This window comes from Streptomyces sp. NPDC028991 (assembly GCF_055564775.1).
This window is the reverse complement of sequence record NZ_JBVHVP010000001.1, coordinates 416,823-436,147: the sequence shown is the minus strand read 5'-3', so window position 1 is coordinate 436,147 and position 19,325 is coordinate 416,823. Positions and strand designations below refer to the sequence as shown.

16 protein-coding genes and 2 tRNA genes are annotated in these 19,325 nt (G+C 69.7%); 3 read left to right on the top strand and 15 right to left on the bottom strand.

Going from position 1 to position 19,325, the window contains the following annotated elements; translation table 11 throughout:
• Positions 1–83: 83 nt before the first annotated feature.
• The 7 genes from mreD to ACZ4V1_RS01885 form a co-directional block, all read right to left on the bottom strand.
• Positions 84–755, bottom strand: a complete 672-nt coding sequence (mreD, locus tag ACZ4V1_RS01915; RefSeq protein WP_468328101.1) for a rod shape-determining protein MreD — start codon at positions 753–755, stop codon at positions 84–86.
• A gap of 13 nt (positions 756–768) precedes the next feature.
• Positions 769–1,743, bottom strand: coding sequence for a rod shape-determining protein MreC (gene mreC / locus ACZ4V1_RS01910; RefSeq protein ID WP_468328099.1), 975 nt, complete (start codon positions 1,741–1,743; stop codon positions 769–771).
• Positions 1,744–1,926: 183 nt separating this feature from the next.
• Complete coding sequence (locus ACZ4V1_RS01905; protein ID WP_030381728.1) at positions 1,927–2,946, bottom strand: rod shape-determining protein; 1,020 nt, start codon at positions 2,944–2,946, stop codon at positions 1,927–1,929.
• 328 nt (positions 2,947–3,274) lie between these two features.
• Complete coding sequence (ndk, locus tag ACZ4V1_RS01900) at positions 3,275–3,688, bottom strand: nucleoside-diphosphate kinase (protein ID WP_398130594.1); 414 nt, start codon at positions 3,686–3,688, stop codon at positions 3,275–3,277.
• Positions 3,689–3,965: 277 nt separating this feature from the next.
• Positions 3,966–4,322 carry a DUF4233 domain-containing protein gene (locus ACZ4V1_RS01895; protein WP_468328096.1) on the bottom strand — a complete coding sequence of 119 codons (357 nt, stop codon included), beginning with the start codon at positions 4,320–4,322 and terminating at the stop codon, positions 3,966–3,968.
• Between the two features lie 6 nt (positions 4,323–4,328).
• A complete protein-coding gene (gene folC / locus ACZ4V1_RS01890; RefSeq protein ID WP_468328094.1) occupies positions 4,329–5,852 on the bottom strand; it encodes a bifunctional tetrahydrofolate synthase/dihydrofolate synthase in 1,524 nt (507 codons plus the stop codon).
• 191 nt (positions 5,853–6,043) lie between these two features.
• Positions 6,044–8,668 carry a valine--tRNA ligase gene (locus ACZ4V1_RS01885; RefSeq protein ID WP_468328092.1) on the bottom strand — a complete coding sequence of 875 codons (2,625 nt, stop codon included), beginning with the start codon at positions 8,666–8,668 and terminating at the stop codon, positions 6,044–6,046.
• A 137-nt stretch (positions 8,669–8,805) separates the two neighbouring features.
• Between ACZ4V1_RS01885 and ACZ4V1_RS01880 the strand changes: the two genes are divergently transcribed.
• Positions 8,806–9,795, top strand: coding sequence for a hypothetical protein (locus ACZ4V1_RS01880; protein WP_468328090.1), 990 nt, complete (start codon positions 8,806–8,808; stop codon positions 9,793–9,795).
• Between the two features lie 75 nt (positions 9,796–9,870).
• On the opposite strand, the gene clpX is transcribed toward ACZ4V1_RS01880, so the two are convergent.
• The 5 genes from clpX to ACZ4V1_RS01855 all read right to left on the bottom strand — a co-directional run bounded on the left by clpX (position 9,871) and on the right by ACZ4V1_RS01855 (position 14,985).
• The gene (clpX, locus tag ACZ4V1_RS01875) at positions 9,871–11,157 is read right to left on the bottom strand and encodes an ATP-dependent Clp protease ATP-binding subunit ClpX (RefSeq protein ID WP_468328088.1); all 1,287 of its coding nucleotides are present in this window, start codon (positions 11,155–11,157) and stop codon (positions 9,871–9,873) included.
• A gap of 181 nt (positions 11,158–11,338) precedes the next feature.
• Positions 11,339–12,019, bottom strand: a complete 681-nt coding sequence (locus tag ACZ4V1_RS01870; RefSeq protein ID WP_468328086.1) for an ATP-dependent Clp protease proteolytic subunit — start codon at positions 12,017–12,019, stop codon at positions 11,339–11,341.
• Between the two features lie 124 nt (positions 12,020–12,143).
• Positions 12,144–12,749 carry an ATP-dependent Clp protease proteolytic subunit gene (locus tag ACZ4V1_RS01865; protein ID WP_031040345.1) on the bottom strand — a complete coding sequence of 202 codons (606 nt, stop codon included), beginning with the start codon at positions 12,747–12,749 and terminating at the stop codon, positions 12,144–12,146.
• Positions 12,750–13,189: 440 nt separating this feature from the next.
• Positions 13,190–14,602 (bottom strand): trigger factor, encoded by a 1,413-nt coding sequence (tig, locus tag ACZ4V1_RS01860; RefSeq protein WP_468328084.1) that lies wholly within the window; start codon positions 14,600–14,602, stop codon positions 13,190–13,192.
• 306 nt (positions 14,603–14,908) lie between these two features.
• Positions 14,909–14,985 (bottom strand) — tRNA-Pro (locus ACZ4V1_RS01855).
• A 163-nt stretch (positions 14,986–15,148) separates the two neighbouring features.
• Between ACZ4V1_RS01855 and ACZ4V1_RS01850 the strand changes: the two genes are divergently transcribed.
• Positions 15,149–15,219: transfer RNA gene (locus ACZ4V1_RS01850), tRNA-Gly, on the top strand.
• 62 nt (positions 15,220–15,281) lie between these two features.
• On the opposite strand, the gene ACZ4V1_RS01845 is transcribed toward ACZ4V1_RS01850, so the two are convergent.
• On the bottom strand, positions 15,282–15,476 hold the full coding sequence (locus tag ACZ4V1_RS01845; RefSeq protein ID WP_055416925.1) for a hypothetical protein: 195 nt from the start codon (positions 15,474–15,476) through the stop codon (positions 15,282–15,284).
• 676 nt (positions 15,477–16,152) lie between these two features.
• On the opposite strand from ACZ4V1_RS01845, the gene ACZ4V1_RS01840 reads away from it, so the two are divergent.
• The gene (locus ACZ4V1_RS01840) at positions 16,153–17,325 is read left to right on the top strand and encodes an acyltransferase family protein (RefSeq protein ID WP_468328082.1); all 1,173 of its coding nucleotides are present in this window, start codon (positions 16,153–16,155) and stop codon (positions 17,323–17,325) included.
• 223 nt (positions 17,326–17,548) lie between these two features.
• Here ACZ4V1_RS01840 and ACZ4V1_RS01835 read toward each other — a convergent pair whose 3' ends face one another.
• Positions 17,549–18,043, bottom strand: a complete 495-nt coding sequence (locus tag ACZ4V1_RS01835; protein ID WP_468328080.1) for an HD domain-containing protein — start codon at positions 18,041–18,043, stop codon at positions 17,549–17,551.
• A gap of 13 nt (positions 18,044–18,056) precedes the next feature.
• Positions 18,057–19,244: a PP2C family protein-serine/threonine phosphatase gene (locus ACZ4V1_RS01830; RefSeq protein ID WP_468328078.1), complete on the bottom strand. Its 1,188-nt coding sequence runs from the start codon at positions 19,242–19,244 to the stop codon at positions 18,057–18,059.
• Positions 19,245–19,325 lie beyond the last annotated feature (81 nt).

The window sequence follows — 19,325 nt, the reverse complement described above, 5'->3', positions numbered from 1 at the left end:
GGGTGGTGGTGGGCGACGGGTGGGCGTTCGTCACTGCGGCTTCCTCCCCCTCGCGAAGTGCGTACTCGTCGTGTGGTGCCGCGTCACAGCCGCTTGACCCCCTTGATGCGTCCGGCCCGGGCGACCCGCGCTCGCGCCGCCTTCACCCGCAGTCCGTTGCGCTGGCCGCCGATGCGCAGGCCGGTGCCGCCGGAGAGCCAGCCGGAGGCGATGTCGGTGTTCTGGCCGGCGGAGTTGGTGTCGGCCAGTGGGTCGTTCTCGGCGCGTCTGGCCAGGGCCATGATGCCGGGGACGACGAAGGGCGCGAGCAGCAGGTCGTACAGGGCGGCGGTGAACACCAGGCTGGGCAGGCCGACATGGCGGGCGGCGGTGTCTCCGACGAGGGCGCCGACGCCGGCGTAGAGCAGGGTGGTGCCGATGGCGGCGACGACCACGACGGCCATGGGGCCGGTGGCCGACTTGAGCCGGCCATTCTCCGGTTTGGCGAGGCCGGCGAGGTAGCCGACGACGCAGAGGACGAGGGCGTAGCGGCCGGCGGCGTGGTCGGCGGGCGGGGCGAGGTCGGCGAGCAGTCCGGCGCCGAAACCGACGAGGGCGCCGCCGACGTGGCCGTAGACCAGGGCGAGGCCGAGGACGGTGAGGAGCAGCAGGTCGGGGACGGCGCCGGGGAGGTGGAGGCGGGCGAGGACGCTCACCTGGAGCACCAGGGCGACGGCGACCAGGGAGACGGACAGCAGGATCCGGTTGACACGCATGGGGTGAGAACTCCTACTGCTCGGTCTGCTCGGTCTGCTCGTTCTCTCCGGTCGACGACTGGCCGTCGGCAGGAGCCCCGGCGGACGGGGTCACGGTCACCGTCACGGTCGGCGTGGGCTGCGGCTTCGGCTTGTCCGGGAGCACCGTGTCGCGCGGGTCCTTCTGCGGTGCCTGGACGACGACGCCGACGATGTCGAGCTTGGTGAAGCTGACGAACGGTGTGACGTCGAGGGTGCGGGTCAGGTCGCCGCCGGAGGGGTCGACGCGGGAGACGACGCCGACGGGCACGCCGGGTACGAACGGCTTGTCGGCCTGGGAGCCGAAGGTGACCAGGCGGTCGCCCTTCTTGACGTCGGCCTTGCCGTTGAGGAGTTCGACGCGCAGGGGCCGCCCGCCCTGACCGGAGGCGAAGCCGAGTTCGTCGCCGGCCTCCATCCGGGTGCCGACGGTGAAATCGGGGTCGTTGGCGAGCAGCACGGTGGCGGTGTTCGGGCCGACGGTGGTCACGCGGCCGACGAGGCCGTCGCCGTTGAGGACGGTCATGTCGCGCTCGAGGCCGTCGTTCGCGCCGGCGTCGATGGTGATGGTCCAGGAGAAGCCCTGGGCCGCTCCTATGGCGATGACCTGGGCGCCCTTGATGCCGTACTGGCCGGCGCCGGCGAGCCCGAGCATCTTGTCGAACTGCTTCAGGCGGCTGCGGCCGCGCTCGTCGCTGCCGAGTTTCGCCTTCAGGGCCGCGTTCTGCGTCTCCAGTTCGGCGAGGCGGTCGTGCCGGTCACCGGAGTCGCGGATCGCGGAGACCGCGTTGCCGACCGGGTCGACCGCGGACGACACTCCGTTCTCGATCGGGCCGAAGACGGTGGCCGCGGCCTGCCGGGCACCGTCGACCGGTGAGTCCTCCCCACCGCGGATGTCCACCGTGATCAGCGCGAACGCGATGGCGATCAGCAGCACCAGGAGCAGCCGGCTCTCTTTCGTGTCCCTCACGTGCGGCGGCCGTGCCTTCCTCGTCGAATTCGGGAATTACGTGGCGGTGTTCAGGAATTCAGGAGATCCAGTACGTGAGGTAACAAGCGCGGTACCAGCGGCACTCACGGTACTGAAGCCTCTATATCAACGATCCGCCGCACGAGAGGAGATCGTCTCGTACGGCGGAACCGAAGTGTTACGTCATCTGCGGGGCTGGGCGTCCAGCACCTGCTGGAGCGCCTCGAACTCCTCGACGCACTTGCCGGAGCCGAGCGCGACGCTGTCGAGCGGGTCCTCGGCGATGTGGATCGGCATCCCGGTCTCCCGGCGCAGCCGTTCGTCGAGCCCGCGCAGCAGCGCGCCGCCGCCGGTCAGGACGATGCCCCGGTCCATGATGTCGCCGGACAGCTCCGGCGGACACTTGTCGAGGGTGGTCTTGACGGCGTCGACGATCGCGTTGACCGGCTCCTCGATCGCCTTGCGCACTTCGGCGGCGGAGATGACGACGGTCTTGGGCAGCCCGGACACGAGGTCCCGGCCGCGGATTTCGGTGTGCTCGTCGGAGTCGAGGTCGTACGCCGAACCGATCGTGATCTTGATCTGTTCGGCCGTGCGCTCACCCAGCAGAAGGCTGTACTCCTTCTTCACATGCTGGATGATGGCGTTGTCCAGTTCGTCACCCGCGACGCGGATGGACTGGGCGGTGACGATGCCGCCGAGCGAGATGACCGCGACCTCCGTGGTGCCGCCGCCGATGTCCACCACCATGTTGCCCGTGGCCTCGTGGACCGGCAGGCCGGAGCCGATGGCCGCGGCCATGGGCTCCTCGATGATGTGCACCTGCCGGGCGCCGGCCTGGGACGACGCCTCGATGACGGCGCGGCGCTCGACACCGGTGATGCCCGAGGGCACACAGACGACGACCCGCGGACGAGCCAGATACCGCCGCTTGTGGATCTTCAGGATGAAGTAGCGGAGCATCCGCTCGGTGATCTCGAAGTCGGCGATGACGCCGTCCTTCAACGGGCGCACGGCAACGATGTTGCCGGGCGTGCGCCCGATCATCTTCTTCGCTTCGGCGCCGACCGCGAGGATGCCACCGGTATTGGTGTTGATCGCGACGACGGACGGCTCGTTGAGTACGATCCCGCGACCCCTGACGTACACCAGCGTGTTGGCGGTCCCGAGGTCGACAGCCATGTCACGGCCGATGAACGACATTGAGTTCCCCATCAGGATTCGACTGGCCTTCCCGGGAGCTTTTGAGGGCTTTTCAGGTAGGCGAAGTGGGTGCAGTGACGCGTGGAGGCTTCCATCGTAGACGCGCTTTCGCGAACACTGCGCGAGGGTCTTCGCCATTGTCAGCAGATGGCGCACTGCCTCGCTTGTGGAGACGGGCCAACGGGGGTATCCGTTCCCCCGATCAGGCGCGCATATGCCACAGGGCGGTCGCTTTTACGCGACCGCCCTGGTCCGCTGCGGGCCATTCGGCTGACGTGGCGTCAGAAAAAAGACTCGTCCGGCGTGTCCGGAAGGAGGCGTCGAGGCCTCAGACCCGTCCCGGGAAGAAGATCTTCAGCTCACGCTCGGCGGACTCCTCGGAGTCGGAGGCGTGGATGAGGTTCTCCCGGACGATCACGCCGAAGTCCCCGCGGATGGAGCCGGGGGCGGCGGCGATCGGGTCGGTCGGGCCGGCCAGCGCGCGCACGCCCTCGATGACCCGCTCGCCCTCGACGACCATGGCGACGACCGGGCCGGACGCCATGAACTCGACCAGCGGCTCGTAGAAGGGCTTGCCCTTGTGCTCGCCGTAGTGCTGCTCCAGCGTCCCGGCGTCCAGGGTGCGCAGTTCCAGCGCGGTGATCTGCCAGCCGGCCTTGCGCTCGATACGGCTGATGATCTCGCCGGTCAGGCCGCGACGGACGGCGTCGGGCTTGAGGAGGACGAGGCTGCGCTGGGTCACGACGGGCTCCTTGGAGATGTGCGGTTGTGCGAAGTGATGACTGAGGTTACCGGGCGTGTCGCGGCGCCTGTCACGCAGCGTCAGCCGGGCCCTCGGCCGGCGCCGGGGCGGGAGGGCTCGGGCGGCGTCGAACGCACGGGCTCAGCCGGCTCGGGCAGCATCGAACGCGCGGGCTCGCGCGGCGTCGGGTGCGCGGGCTCGAGCGGCTCGGGCAGCATCGGCACGCAGCAGCCTCAAGCGGCTCAAGCAGCATCGGCGCGCAGCAGCCTCAAGCGACTCAGGCGGCGTCGGGCGCGGAGGTCTCGGCCTGGGCCGCGAATCTCGCCTTGGCCTCGTCGATCTTCCGCCCGTAGTGCACGGAGGCCCACCACAGGGCGGCGAAGATCGCGCCCAGGAAGAACATGGACGGCACGACGAAGCCGGAGGCGATCAGGGCGACCTGCAGTGCCCAGCCGAAGGCGATGCCGCCCGGCCGGGTGACCGCGCCGCACAGCGCCACGCACAGGAACATCGCGATGCCGCTGACCGTCCACACCGTCGTCACGGACAGGTCCGGGTCCTTCATGGCGACCAGTCCGGCGAAGCCGATCACGAAGAACTCGCCGATCAGAGTAGAAGCACAGAGCGTACGCACGGTTTCTCAGCCCCTCCCGAGGAGCAGTCGGGCCTCGCCGACGGTGATGACGGAACCGGTGACGAGCACACCGCCGCCCGCGAACTCGCCCTCCTCCTCGGCCAGCGTGATCGCGGCCTCCAGGGCGTCCGGCAGCCGCGGCTCGACCTGGACGCGGTCCTCGCCGAACACCTCGACGGCGATTCCGGCCAGTTCGTCGGCGTCCATCGCGCGGTGGCTGGAGTTCTGGGTGACGACGACCTCGGCGAAGACCGGCTCGAAGGCCTCGAGGAGGCCCCGCACGTTCTTGTCGCCGCTCGCGCCCACCACGCCGATGAGCCGGCTGAACTGGAAGGCCTCCCCGACCGCCTCGGCGGTGACCCGGGCGCCGGCCGGATTGTGCGCGGCGTCCAGCACCACGGTCGGCGAGCGCCGCACCACCTCCATCCGCCCCGGTGACGCGACGGCGGCGAAGGCCTTGCGCACGGTGTCGATGTCCAGCGGCTCGGGACGCTGCGCCCCGACGCCGAAGAACGCCTCGACGGCGGCCAGCGCGACCGCCGCGTTGTGCGCCTGGTGGGCGCCGTGCAGCGGCAGGTAGACCTCGGTGTACTCGCCGCCGAGCCCGCGCAGGGTCATCAGCTGCCCGCCGACGGCGACCTGCCGGGCGACGACACCGAACTCCAGGCCCTCGCGCGCCACGGTCGCGTTGACGTCCACGGCCTTCTTCAGCATGACCTGCGCGGCGTCCACCGGCTGCTGGGCCAGGATCACGGTGGCGTCCTGCTTGACGATGCCGGCCTTCTCGGTCGCGATCGCGCCGGGCGTCTCGCCGAGCCGGTCGGTGTGGTCCAGGTCGATGGGGGTGACGACGGCGACGTCCCCGTCGATGACGTTGGTCGCGTCCCAGGAGCCGCCCATCCCGACCTCGACGACGGCCACGTCCACGGGCGCGTCGGCGAAGGCGGCGTACGCCATGCCGGTCAGCACCTCGAAGAAGGACAGCCGGTGCTCCTGCCGGGCGTCCACCATCTCGACGTACGGCTTGATGTCCTCGTAGGTCTCGATGAACCGCTCGGCGGCGATCGGCGCCCCGTCCAGGCTGATGCGCTCGGTGACCGACTGCACGTGCGGCGAGGTGTACCGCCCGGTGCGCAGCTCGAAGGCGCCGAGCAGGGCCTCGATCATGCGGGCGGTGGTGGTCTTGCCGTTGGTCCCCGTGATGTGGATGGACGGGTACGACCGCTGCGGGTCCCCCAGTACGTCCATCAGCGCGGCGATCCGGGCGACGGAGGGCTCCAGCTTGGTCTCGCCCCAGCGGGTGGCGAGCTCTGCCTCCACCTCGCGCAGGGCCTTGTCCACCTCGGGGTCCTCGGGACGCGTGGGGATGTCGGCCTGCGGGGGGCCGCCCTGGGTGCGGAGGGTGCGGCTGCCGGCCTCGATGACGGCGAGGTCGGGGTCGCGGGTGGTCTCCGCCGCGATGATCTCGTCGAAGTCGCTGGTGGAGTCGGAGGGGTCGGGCTGGTCGTTCTGGCCGGGGATGTCGCTCACGGGCACCAGTCTACGGAGGTCGGCCGACGGGACGCCCACGGAGTGGGGTGGCTGATGTTCTGGGGCGAGTGCACGCGCGATGTGGCTGGTCGCGCGGTTCCCCGCGCCCCTCAAGGGACGTGAAGGCTCCCGGCGCCTGCAACGGCACCGGGAGCCTTCATCGGGGTATCGGCGTATCGGGGTATCGGCGTCTACGCCTCCGGCAGCCGGTCGAGCTGCGCGGCGATCCGCGCGATGTCCTCGTCCGCCTTGGCCAGCCGCCCCCGGATCTTGTCCACGACGTGGTCCGGCGCCTTGGCGAGGAACGCCTCGTTGCCGAGCTTGGCCGTGGCCTGGGCCTTCTCCTTCTCGGCGGCGGCGAGGTCCTTGGCCAGGCGCTTGCGCTCCGCCGCGACGTCGATCACGCCGGAGAGGTCGAGGGCGACCTCGGCACCCGCCACCGGCAGGGTCGCCGTGGCCGTGAAGCCGTCGCCCTCCGGCTGGAGCCGCAGCAGTTGCCGGACGGCCGCCTCGTGCGGGGCCAGCGCCGTGCCGTCGAGGGTCAGCCGGGCCGGGACCCGCTGGCCGGGCTGGAGGCCCTGGTCGTGGCGGAAACGGCGAACCTCGGTGACCACCGACTGGACCGCCCCGATCTCCCGCTCCGCGGCCTCGTCACGGAAACCGGAGTCGGTCGGCCACTCGGCGATGACGACCGACTCGCCGCCGGTGAGCGTGGTCCACAGCGTGTCGGCGACGAACGGAACGACCGGGTGCAGCAGCCTCAGCGTCACGTCGAGGACCTCGCCCAGGACGCGCTTGCTGATCTCGGCGGCCTCGCCGCCCGCCTGGAACGTCGTCTTGGACAGCTCGACGTACCAGTCGAAGACCTCGTCCCAGGCGAAGTGGAACAGGGCCTCGGACAGCTTCGCGAACTGGTAGTCCTCGTAGTACGCGTCGACCTCGGCGACCACCGAGTTGAGCCGGGACAGGATCCAGCGGTCGGTCGAGGACATCCTCGACGCGTCCGGCAGCGGGCCCTCGACCGTCGCGCCGTTCATCAGGGCGAAGCGGGTGGCGTTCCAGATCTTGTTGGTGAAGTTCCGGGAGCCCTGGACCCAGTCCTCGCCGATCGGGACGTCGACGCCCGGGTTGGCGCCGCGCGCGAGGGTGAAGCGGAGCGCGTCGGAGCCGTACTTGTCCATCCAGTCCAGCGGGTTCACGACGTTCCCGAAGGACTTGGACATCTTCTTGCCGTTCTGGTCACGGACCATGCCGTGCAGGGCGATGGTGTGGAACGGCGGGGTGCCGTCCATCGCGTACAGGCCGAACATCATCATCCGGGCGACCCAGAAGAAGAGGATGTCGTAGCCGGTGACCAGGACGGAGTTCGGGTAGAACTTCGCGAGCGAGTCGGTCTGCTCCGGCCAGCCGAGCGTGGAGAACGGCCACAGGCCGGAGGAGAACCAGGTGTCCAGGACGTCGGAGTCCTGGTGCCAGCCCTCACCGCTCGGCGGCTCCTCGTCGGGACCGACGCAGACGACCTCACCCTCCGGGCCGTACCAGACCGGGATCCGGTGGCCCCACCACAGCTGGCGCGAGATGCACCAGTCGTGGAGGTTGTCGACCCAGTCGAAGTACCGCTTCTCCATCTCCTGCGGATGGATCTTGACGCGGCCGTCGCGGACGGCGTCACCGGCGGCCTTCGCCAGCGGGCCGACCTTGACCCACCACTGCATGGACAGGCGCGGCTCGATGGTGGTCTTGCAGCGCGAGCAGTGGCCGACGCTGTGGACGTACGGCCGCTTCTCGGCGACGATCCGGCCCTCGGCGCGCAGCGCGGCGACGATGGCCGAACGGGCCTCCAGCCGGTCCAGGCCCTGGAAGGGGCCGTGGACGGTGATGACGGCGTGCTCGTCCATGACCGCGATGGCGGGCAGGTCGTGACGCCGGCCGATCTCGAAGTCGTTCGGGTCGTGGGCGGGCGTCACCTTGACGGCGCCGGTACCGAATTCGGGGTCGACGTGCTCGTCGGCGACGACCGGGATGGAGCGGTCGGTGAGCGGGAGCTTGATGAGCTTGCCGACGAGGTGCTTGTAGCGCTCGTCCTCGGGGTGGACGGCGACGGCCGTGTCGCCGAGCATCGTCTCGGCACGGGTGGTGGCGACGACGAGGGTGTCGTCCCCGTCGCCGTACTTCATGGAGACGAGCTCGCCGTCGTCGTCCTGGTACTCGACCTCGATGTCGGAGATCGCGGTCAGGCAGCGCGGGCACCAGTTGATGATGCGCTCGGCGCGGTAGATCAGCTCGTCGTCGTAGAGCCGCTTGAAGATGGTCTGGACGGCCTGGGACAGGCCCTCGTCCATCGTGAAGCGCTCACGCGACCATGCGACACCGTCGCCGAGGCGGCGCATCTGCCCGCCGATCTGCCCGCCGGACTCGGCCTTCCACTGCCAGACCCGCTCGACGAAGGCCTCACGGCCGAGGTCGTGCCGGGACTTGCCCTCCTTGGCCAGCTCCCGCTCGACGACGTTCTGCGTGGCGATGCCGGCGTGGTCCATGCCGGGCTGCCACAGCGTCTCGTAGCCCTGCATGCGCTTGCGGCGGGTGAGGGCGTCGATGAGCGTGTGCTCGAAGGCGTGCCCGAGGTGCAGGCTGCCCGTGACGTTCGGCGGCGGGATGACGACGGTGTACGGCGGCTTGTCGCTGTCCGCGTCCGCCTCGAAGTAACCCCGTTCCACCCAGCGCTCGTACAGCTTCCCCTCTACCTCGGCCGGCGTGTACTGGGTCGGCAGTTCGGTGGTGGGTGCTGGCTGCGGCTGCTGAGAGTTCTCGGTCACGGGGGTCAGTTTAAGGGCGTCACGGTCCTGTCCCGAAACGCGTTTCGTTTGTAACGGTGCGGCCCCCGGTGACCTGCGCACGCCAGGTCTGGGTCAGGATGTCAGCACCACGTAAGCATCTGGAGGGGAACCCAGTAATGAGTCACAACCAGCCGGGCCCGTACGGCGGGCAGCCCCAGCAGCCCGGACCGTACGGCCAGCCGGGACCGTACGGCCAGCAGCCGCCGCAGGCCCCCCAGCCCGGCTACGGCTACCCCCAGCAGACGCCCCCGCCCGCGCAGCCGGGCTACGGCTACCCGCAGCAGCCCCAGCAGGGCGGCGTCCCGCCGCAGACTCCCCCGTACGGCCAGCAGCAGCCGCCGTACGGCCAGCAGCCTCCGTACGGGCAGCAGCCGCCCGGCCAGCCCCCGTACGGCATGCCCCAGCCCCCCGCCCCGGGCGGCGGCAAGAAGAAGACGGGCCTGATCATCGGCGCGGTCGCCGTCGTGGCGGCGATCGGTGTGGGGGCGTACTTCGTGATCGGCGGCAGCGGGAGCGGCGGCGGCTCGGACATCGCCGACGACGGCCCGCACAAGCTGACGACTCCGGCGACGGTGCTCGGTGAGTACGAGAAGGACAGCAGCGACGGCGGCACCATGGACGAGAGCGACCTCAAGGACGCCGAGTCCTGGGGGGTGAAGGACGCCAAGGACGTCAGCGCCTCGTACCAGGCGAAGAACGAGGAGAACCCGCTGGCCAGCAAGCAGCTCGTGTTCGCCGGCGTCTACGGCACCATCGACGACCCCGAGAAGGCTGTCGACGCGATGTTCGCCCACATGAAGAAGGAGAGCGAGAAGGGCGGCAGCGACGAGGACGTCACGCTGCAGGGCGAACCGAAGGTGTACGAACCGGAATCCCTGGAGGGCGCGATCCTCAAGTGCCAGCAGGCCGAGGTGGACAACTCCAGCGGCGGCGCGAACGAACCGAAGAAGATGAAGATGACGTACTGCATCTGGGGTGACCACAGCACGCTCGGCTGGGTCATGCCGATGAACATCCTCGACATCGCGGCGGGCAAGGGCGGCGATCCGGAGACGGCGGCCGACATTGCCGCCAAGCTCCGCAAGGAAGTCCGCGTCAAGGCCTGACGCCGGTACGGCTACGCGGGAGGGGCCCGGTCGGTCGACCGGGCCCCTCCCGCGTGCTGCTTCGTGCGGTGACGGCTACGCCGTCTTCTGCTCCCCCGGGCCCCGCCCCCGCGAATCCCGCGGAATCAGCGTCGGGTTGACGTTGGAGAGGACCACGTCGGCCGTGATGACGACGCGGGCGACGTCCTTGCGCGAGGGGACCTCGTACATGACGCCCTGGAGGACTTCCTCCATGATGGCGCGCAGGCCGCGAGCGCCGGTCTGGCGGAGGATGGCCTGGTCGGCGATGGCCTCCAGCGCCTCGCGCTCGAACTCCAGCTCGACGCCGTCGAGTTCGAAGAGGCGCTCGTACTGCTTGACGAGCGCGTTGCGCGGCTCGACCAGGATCTGGAGCAGGGCCTCGCGGTCGAGGTTGTGGACCGAGGTGATGACGGGGAGCCGGCCGATGAACTCGGGGATCATGCCGAACTTGACCAGGTCCTCGGGCATGACGGACTCGAACTGGTCCTTGGCTTCCAGCTCCCGCTTGGAGAGGATCGTCGCGCCGAAGCCGATGCCCTTGGCGCCGGCCCGGCCCTCGATGATCTTCTCCAGGCCCGAGAAGGCACCGCCCACGATGAACAGCACGTTCGTCGTGTCGATCTGGATGAACTCCTGGTGCGGGTGCTTGCGGCCGCCCTGCGGCGGGACGGAGGCCGTGGTGCCCTCGAGGATCTTCAACAGGGCCTGCTGGACGCCCTCGCCGCTGACGTCGCGCGTGATCGAAGGATTTTCACTCTTCCGCGCGACCTTGTCGATCTCGTCGATGTAGATGATCCCGGTCTCGGCCTTCTTGACGTCGTAGTCCGCCGCCTGGATCAGCTTGAGCAGGATGTTCTCGACGTCCTCGCCGACGTACCCCGCCTCGGTGAGCGCCGTGGCGTCGGCGATCGCGAAGGGGACGTTCAGCATGCGCGCCAGGGTCTGGGCGAGGAGGGTCTTGCCGGAGCCGGTGGGGCCCAGCAGCAGGATGTTGGACTTCGCCAACTCGATGGCGTCCTCGCGGCTTTGGGCGCCGCCGTTCTCACCGGCCTGGACGCGCTTGTAGTGGTTGTACACCGCGACGGAGAGCGCCTTCTTGGCGGCTTCCTGGCCGACGACGTACCCGTCGAGGAACTCGTAGATCTCGCGGGGCTTGGGGAGCTCCTCCCAGCGCACCTCGCTGGTCTCGGCCAGCTCCTCCTCGATGATCTCGTTGCAGAGGTCGATGCACTCGTCGCAGATGTACACGCCGGGCCCTGCGATGAGCTTCTTGACCTGCTTCTGGCTCTTGCCGCAGAACGAGCACTTGAGCAGATCGCCGCCGTCACCGATGCGTGCCACGGTGTGCTTCCCCTTCGCCTGGGAGACTCCCGGCCGCCGACATCACGTCAACGGCCGGCGGACTCCTGGTGCTGCCTTATGTCCGACGGTACCTTGCCGGGCCCCCCGTCCGGGCCCCCCTTGGCACGGTTCACTTTGACGTGGACCGTGCCAAGGAGCAGCAGACGATACCCGCTCCGTGTCAGCGAACCGACTCGTTGTTCATCTTCCGGGTGGAGATGATCTGGTCGACCAGGCCGTAGGCCAGGGCGTCCTCGGCCGTGAGGATCTTGTCGCGCTCGATGTCGTCGCGGATCTTCTCGACCGGCGTCGTGGAGTGCTTGGCCAGCATCTCCTCCAGCTGCGCGCGCATCCGGAGGATCTCGTTGGCCGCGATCTCCAGGTCGGAGACCTGGCCGCGGCCGGTCTCGCTGTACGGCTGGTGGATCAGCACGCGGGCGTTCGGCAGCGCCATGCGCTTGCCCGGCGTGCCGGCGGCCAGCAGGATCGCGGCGGCGGAGGCGGCCTGGCCCATGCAGACCGTCTGGATGTCGGGCTTCACGAACTGCATCGTGTCGTAGATGGCCGTGAGCGCGGTGAAGGAGCCGCCGGGGCTGTTGATGTAGATCGAGATGTCCCGGTCCGGGTCCATCGACTCCAGGCACAGCAGCTGCGCCATGACGTCGTTGGCGGAGGCGTCGTCGATCTGGACGCCGAGGAAGATCACCCGCTCCTCGAAGAGCTTCGCGTACGGGTCGTACTCGCGAACGCCCTGGGAAGTGCGCTCGACGAAGCGCGGGATCACGTAGCGGGACTCGGCGGAGGGGCCGGTGTACTCGGCACGCATGCGGTCGTGCGGGCCGCTGCCGGGGAAGTCGTTCACAGTGTCTCCTGGGAAGGGGCTGAGGCAGTCGGCTCGGGGCCGGCTGGACGGGCGCGCTGGGCCCGCGGGGGCTGGGCTCGGCTCCGCGGGGCCCGGGAGACCCGGGAGGCCCGCGGGGAGCGGCTCAGGCCCCCGTGCCGCCGCCGCCCGGCATGCCGGCGGCCGTGGTGATGACGTCGTCGACGAGGCCGTACTCCTTGGCCTCGAAGGCGTCGAACCAGCGGTCGCGGTCCGAGTCGCGGGTGATCTGCTCGATCGTCTGACCGGTGTGCTGGGACGTGAGCTCCGCCATGCGCTTCTTGGTGTGCAGCAGCCGCTCGGCGTGGATCTTGATGTCCGAGGCGGAGCCGGCCAGGCCGGCGGAGGGCTGATGGATCAGGATCTCGGCGTTCGGGAGCGCGAAGCGCTTGCCCGGGGTGCCGGCGCTGAGCAGGAACTGACCCATCGAGGCCGCCAGGCCCATGGCGATCGTCACCACGTCGTTCTTGATGTACTGCATGGTGTCGTAGATCGCCATGCCGGCCGTGATCGAACCGCCGGGGCTGTTGATGTACAGGAAGATGTCCTTGTCCGGGTCGGCGGCAAGGAGCAACAGCTGTGCGGTGATCTTGTTGGCAATGTCGTCGTCGACCGGCTGGCCGAGGAAGATGATCCGCTCGCCGAGCAGCCGGTTGTAGACCTGGTCGCCGAGGCCACCACCGATGGAGGGCTCGCCGGCGGCGGAGGGCATCAGATTCGTCACGTATCCACCTGCTCGTCTTACGACGGCGCCGGGCCGTCTCACGTGTTCTGCCGGGGCTCGGGGCCGTCCGGCCGGTTTCGGGGACTCCCCTGCCCTCGTATTCATGGACCCTAACGCGCAGGCCCTGCGGTGCCATCCCGGTTCCGCGGGTGTTCGCTGTGAGCGCATGTCGCTCCGCTGGGTGAGCGGGGTGCGGCACGCCGTGGCGACGCCGGTCGGGAGCAGCCCCGGGTGCTCCGTGGCCGAGTCCCAGGCGCTGGGTGCCGGGCGCCGGGCGCTGGATGCTGGGCGCCGGGCGCGCCCACGGGGCGGGGCCGCACGTCGACACAGGCCCCGCGCTCCGCACCCCCGGGCGTACAACCCGACGGGCCCCGAGAGGCGAACGCGTCTCGGGGCCCGTCGTTACGGCGTCACAGGTGCCGTGGGGCTCAGCCCTCGGTCTTCTCCGCGGCCTTGTCCTCGGCCTTGTCGTCACCGGACTCGGCGTCGGCGGACTCGGCGGCGGCCTCCGTGGCCTCCGCGTCGTCCTCCTCGTCATCGAGGTCGACGATCTCGCCGTTGGTGTCCTTGACCGTGGCCTTCTCGACCACGACGGCCAGGGCCTTGCCGCGGGCGACCTCGCCGACGAGGAGCGGGACCTGGCCCTGCTCGACGACGGCCTGGGCGAACTGGTCGGGGGACATGCCGGAGGAGGCGGCGCGGCGCATGAGGTGCTCGGTGAGCTCCTCCTGGCTGACGTTGAGCTTCTCCTGCTTGACCAGCTCGTCGAGGACGAACTGGGTCTTGATGCCCTTGACCGCGGCCTCGCGGGTCTCGGCCTCGAACTCCTCGACGGTCTTGCCCTGGAGCTCCAGGTACTTCTCGAGGTCCAGGCCCATCTGGCCGAGCTGGTGGTGCTGCAGGTTGTGCTTGCGGGTGTTGACCTCGTCCTCGAGGAGCTTCTCGGGGACGGGGACCTCGACCAGCTCGAGGAGCTTGTCGAGCACGCGCTCCTGGGCCTGCGTGGCCTGGTCGTACTGCTTGGTGTTGGCCAGGCGCTTGCGGCTGTCGGCCTTCAGCTCCTCCAGCGTGTCGAACTCCGACGCGAGCTGGGCGAAGTCGTCGTCGAGCTCGGGCAGCTCGCGCTTGGCGACCTGGGTGACCTTGACGGTGACCTCGGCCTCCTTGCCGGCCGCCGAGCCGCCCTTGAGCTCGGAGGTGAAGGTGGCCTCGCCACCGGCCTCCACGCCCTTGACGGCGTCGTCGATGCCTTCCAGCAGCTCGCCGGAGCCGATGGTGTAGGAGACGCCGTCGGCGACGCCGTCCTCGAGGACCTCGCCGTCGACCTTGGCCTGCAGGTCGAGGGTGACCACGTCGCCGTCCTCGGCGGCACGCTCGACCGGGGAGGTGGAGGCGAAGCGCTCGCGGAGCTGCTCCACCGCCTTCTCGACGTCCTCGTCGCTGACCTCGACGGCGTCCACCTCGATCTCGATGCCGGAGTAGTCCGGGATCTCGATGGCGGGGCGGATGTCGACCTCGGCGGTGAAGTTCAGCGTCTCGCCGTCCTTCAGCTCCGTGATGTCGACCTCGGGCTGGCCGAGCGGGTTCAGCTCCGCCTCGTTGACCGCGTCGGTGTAGAACTTCGGAAGCGCGTCGTTGACCGCCTCCTCCAGAACCGCACCGCGGCCGAACCGCTGGTCGATGACTCGGGCCGGGATCTTGCCCTTGCGGAAGCCCTTCACCGTGACCTGCTGGTTGATCTTCTTGTACGCCGCGTCGAGGCTGTCCTTGAGCTCCTCGAAGGGCACCTCGACAGTGAGCCGAACCCGGGTCGGGTTCAGGGTCTCCACGGCGCTCTTCACGGTTCGGTCTCCTTGGTGGCTGACTTCTTGGGTTCTGCCGGAGCCAGAGAGGCACCCGGCAAATTTCGCCGCCCGGAGACTTCATACGCTGAGACACACGGGCGTGCAGCTTGCATAGTAACGGCAGCGACTACACGGCCCAAAAGGCGATCACGCGAATCACGGGCGATCAGGAGCCGGTCAGGCGGTCGATCACCCGAGGCGGCCGACCGGACGGCCCTGCGGGAGGCCGCCCGGGAACGCCGCCCGGGCGGGCGAATCACCGGCGAATCACCGGCGAGTGGCCGCGCCGGCGGTGTCGGTGGTTGGTCGGGGTGGCGGGATTTGAACCCACGGCCTTCCGCTCCCAAAGCGGACGCGCTACCAAGCTGCGCCACACCCCGTCTGGTGCGACACGTAGGGTACATGCCGCCAGGCACCGGGGACCGCCGAGTTTCCCGTGCGTCCGTGAAGGTCCGGCGCGGACCGGAAGGGGTGTGCGGTGAAGGGCGGCGACCCGCTAAGATGCCTCCAGTGCCGCGGTCGGCGACCTGCGGCGCGCGCTGTGCGGGCGTAGCTCAATGGTAGAGCCCTAGTCTTCCAAACTAGCTACGCGGGTTCGATTCCCGTCGCCCGCTCCGAGAGGCCTCCGGCCCGGTCCCCCTGGGGGCCGGGCCGGAGGCCTTCGTGCGGCCCGGGACTAGAACTGGATCGAGTTGAGCGTCTCCGCTATCGAGTCCAGGAACCGCTGGATGTCGTCGGCCATGCCCGTCGAGGCCAGGAAGAAGCCGAAGAGGACCGCGACGATCGCCGGGCCCGCCTTGATCGAGCCTCCTCGCAGCAGCACCACCAGGATGATCGCCAACAGCAGCACCACTGACAGCGAAATGGCCACAACTGATCACACCCTCGGTCGGTCCGCTCTCCCGGCCCGGAGGTGAAGCCCAGCACACCCCCGCCAGAACCATCGTGCCACCAACCGGGCCCCGCCATGCGGCGGGTGACACATCGTCCGACCGGTTCCCGGGGCGTCGCAGTCCCCCGCACGCGCGGACGTATCCAACCATCACACGCCGCACATAAATTCGAAAGAGCACCCGTGTGGGGAATTCCGCCACTTCGTTTCCATGCCCACACAACGCGTTCGCAGATATTTCGAATTGCCACCGGACCCACATCGACAGGTACTCCACAGGGAGATCACAGGGAGATCACAGGGCCGTCGACAGCTCTCGCAAGCGCATCGAAGCGGACATTCCAGCGGAGTCGCCCGCCGGTCTTATGCACTGTTTAGTCCTGACGAGTCATGACAAGTGGGGTGGCTCACGGGCTACTTCGCCGTGCGGCGGCGCACGGAGGTGTGGAAGCCGTCACGCGAGCGGGAGGCGCCGAGTTCCCCGGAATACGGAGTACTCACGAAGAACTCGGGAGCCGAATGCGGGAATGACGTCGAGGGTTTTACGGAAACACAGGGAGAACGCTAGGGTGCCTCAGATGTTCTACGCTGCCCCGTCCCCCATCAGAGCAGCGAGGTCCTGCTACGACCCGCCGAGTTTTTGGCGGGGGGTTGCATGACGAGCTCGCTGCGACCGCACGGCGACCGGAAGTCGCCGTTCCGCTCGGACCAGCAGGCACCCAGCCAACAGGCACAGCCGAGTCGGCAGCGCGATGCGTTCTTCGACAACGCCAAGTACCTGGCGATCGTGCTGGTCGGCGTGGGTCACGCCTGGGGACAGATCCTGGACGGGAACCGGACCGTCGAGACCCTGTACCGGGTCCTGTACACGTTCCACATGCCGGCGTTCATCATCATCTCCGGCTACTTCTCGCGCAGTTTCGATCTGAGCCCCAAGCGCGTCAAACGGCTGATCACCGGTGTGGCCGTCCCCTATCTCGTCTTCGAGGCCGCCTACGCGCTGCACCGCCGCGTCAGCGAGGACCCGGCCAACGACATCAGCCTGCTGGACCCCACCTACCTCCTGTGGTTCCTGTGCGCGCTGTTCGTCTGGCGGCTGACCACTCCCATCTGGCAGACGGTCCGCTGGCCGCTGCCGATCGCGCTGGGCATCGCGGCACTGGCCTCCGTGACACCCACGGTCGGCAACGACCTGAACATGCAGCGGGTGCTGCAGTTCCTGCCGTGCTTCGTGCTGGGCCTGGTGCTCCGCCCCGAGCACTTCCAGCTGGTACGGCGCCGCTCGATGCGGATCCTGTCCGTGCCGGTGGCCGCGGCGGCGGTGGCCGTCGCCTGGTGGTCGGTGCCGCGTATGGAGACCGGCTGGTTCTACCGCAACGCCGCCGTACAGGACACGGGCGCCCCCTGGTGGTCCGGTCCGGTCCTGACGCTCGCGCTCTTCGGCTGCTCGCTGGTGCTGTCCGCGTGCTTCTTCGCCTGGGTGCCGGGCCGGCGCATGTGGTTCACGGCCCTCGGCGCGGGCACGATCTACGGCTACCTGGTGCACGGCTTCCTGGTGAAGGAGGGCAGCTACGCCGGCTGGTTCTCCCACCCCGCGCTGGACTCGCCGCTCGGTGAGATCGGGCTCACCGTCCTCGGTGCCGCGGTCATCACCCTGCTGTGCACCAAGCCCGTCCAACGGGTTCTGCGGTGTGTGGTGGAGCCGAGAATGGAATGGGCCTTCAAGCGGGACCCGGGCGAGGCCGCGCGGGGCCGCGAGCGGCGGGGGAAGACGGAGGTGCGCGAGGCGCGTGCGCCGAGCGAGACCGGCGAGAAGGTCTCCGTCTGAAGCCCGCCCGTCCTGGGGCACGCTGACGTCCGGGTCCGATCCGGCATCCGGGTCCGATCCGGCGTCCGGGTCCGATCCGGCGTCCGGGTCCGATCCGGCGTCCGGGTCCGATCCGACGTCCGGGTCCGGTCCGCTCCGACGGCCGGGATCCTGACCGGCGTCCGGGACCCTCGTCGGCGTTCAGGGGCCCCCGGGCCTCCGGGATCCGCTCCGCCTTGGCGTTTCAGGCGCCCGCGTCCGGACCGGCCAGACCGAGAAGTGCGCGCATCCGTGCGTACTTCTCGGTCAGTCGTGTGCGGGTCGCCGGGTCCAGGACCGCGAGCCGCGCCGGGTCCGCGTTGTGTGCGAGGTCCGCCTCCTTCACCAGCCGCGCGCCGGGCGTGGCGAGGATACGCGCGGCGTACGCCTCGGGCGGTTCCCCGGCCCGCTTGGTGAGGGCCAGGACGATGTCCTTGGTACGTCGGCTCAGCGCAGCCTCGCGCAGCCATCGCTCGGACAGCGCGCCGTCCTCGACGGCGTCGTGCAGCCAGGCCGCCGCGATCTGCTCGTCGTCCCCGCCGCGCCTCCGCACGCCCTCGGCGACGGCCCACAGGTGTTCGGCGTACGGGCGTCCCGCCTTGTCGGTCTGTCCGGCGTGTGCGGCGCGGGCGGTTGCCTCGACCTCGGCCGGGGAGAGCGGCTCGACGGGCGGTGAGGCGGGCGACGGAGTCCGGGACATGCGGCCCAGTGTGTCAGTCCGCCGCCGTGGGGGACTGGGCCGTCGGGCCCTCCCGGCAGATCAGCAGGAGCGCCCGGTCGTCGTTGACGTCCTTGGCCACCGCCTCGATCAGATGCCAGGCGGCCCCGTGGAAGCCGCCCGCGACATAGCGGTCGGCCTCGCCGGTGAGGCGGTCCATGCCCTCGGCGATGTCGCGGTCGGAGGTTTCCACCAGTCCGTCCGTGAACAGCATCAACACGTCTCCGGGACGAAGTGAGCCCTTCACCGGGTCGAACTGCGCCCCGTCGTACACGCCCAGCAGCGGTCCCTCGGCCGACTTCTCCTCCCACCGGCCGGTGCCCGCGCTGAGCTGGAGGCCCGGTGGATGTCCGGCGGAGTACAGCTCGTAGTCGCCGGAGTCGAGGTCCAGCACGAGATGGATCGAGGTGGCGAAGCCCTCGTCCCAGTCCTGGCGGAGCAGGTAGCCGTTGGCGGCCGGCAGGAACGCGTGCGGGGGCAGGCTGCCGAGCAGTCCGCCGAACGCGCCCGACAGCAGCAGGGCTCGGGAGCCCGCGTCCATGCCCTTGCCGGACACGTCGGTGAGAACCACCTCGAGCGTCCGGCCGCCGTTCGTGCGGGCCGCGACGACGAAGTCGCCGGAGAAGGACTGGCCGCCGGCCGGGCGCAGGGCCATCTCCCGGTGCCAGCCCGCCGGCAGCTTGGGCAGCTTGCTCTGCACGCGGATGCGTTCGCGCAGGTCGAAGAGCATGGTGCCGCCGCGCCGCCAGGGCACGCCGACCCGGCTGCGGAACTGGGCGACCAGCAGCCCGAAGAAGCCGCAGGCCGCGACGACCAGGACCACGCCGGGGGTGACCCGGGAGGGGCCCTCGGTGTACGGGCCCAGCTGGACCGACTCCACGATCAGCGCCGTGGCCGCGGCCGCGTACAGGCCGAGCAGGCTCGCCGGGCGCAGCAGCAGGCCGCCCGCCACGATCGGCAGGACCAGCGCGGCCGGTGAGCACCACACGGAGTTCGCCATCGTGGTGGCCGCGATGACGGGGATCATCAGCAGCAGTCCGGCCAGGGCGATCCAGTCCGAGCCGTCGCCCCGGAAGTAGTCGACGGCGGATCGGCGCACGCCGACGCGGGCCCGGTGCCACTGCTTCTTCCACCGGGCCGTGAACGTGTCGGCTTCCGCGCGCCGCTGCCGTCCTGCTGCCATTAGTTCGGGACCCTATCCATCGGACCGGGCGCTTGGCACGGGAGGTCCTACTTGTCCCCCGTCCGAGGCCCGACTTCACAG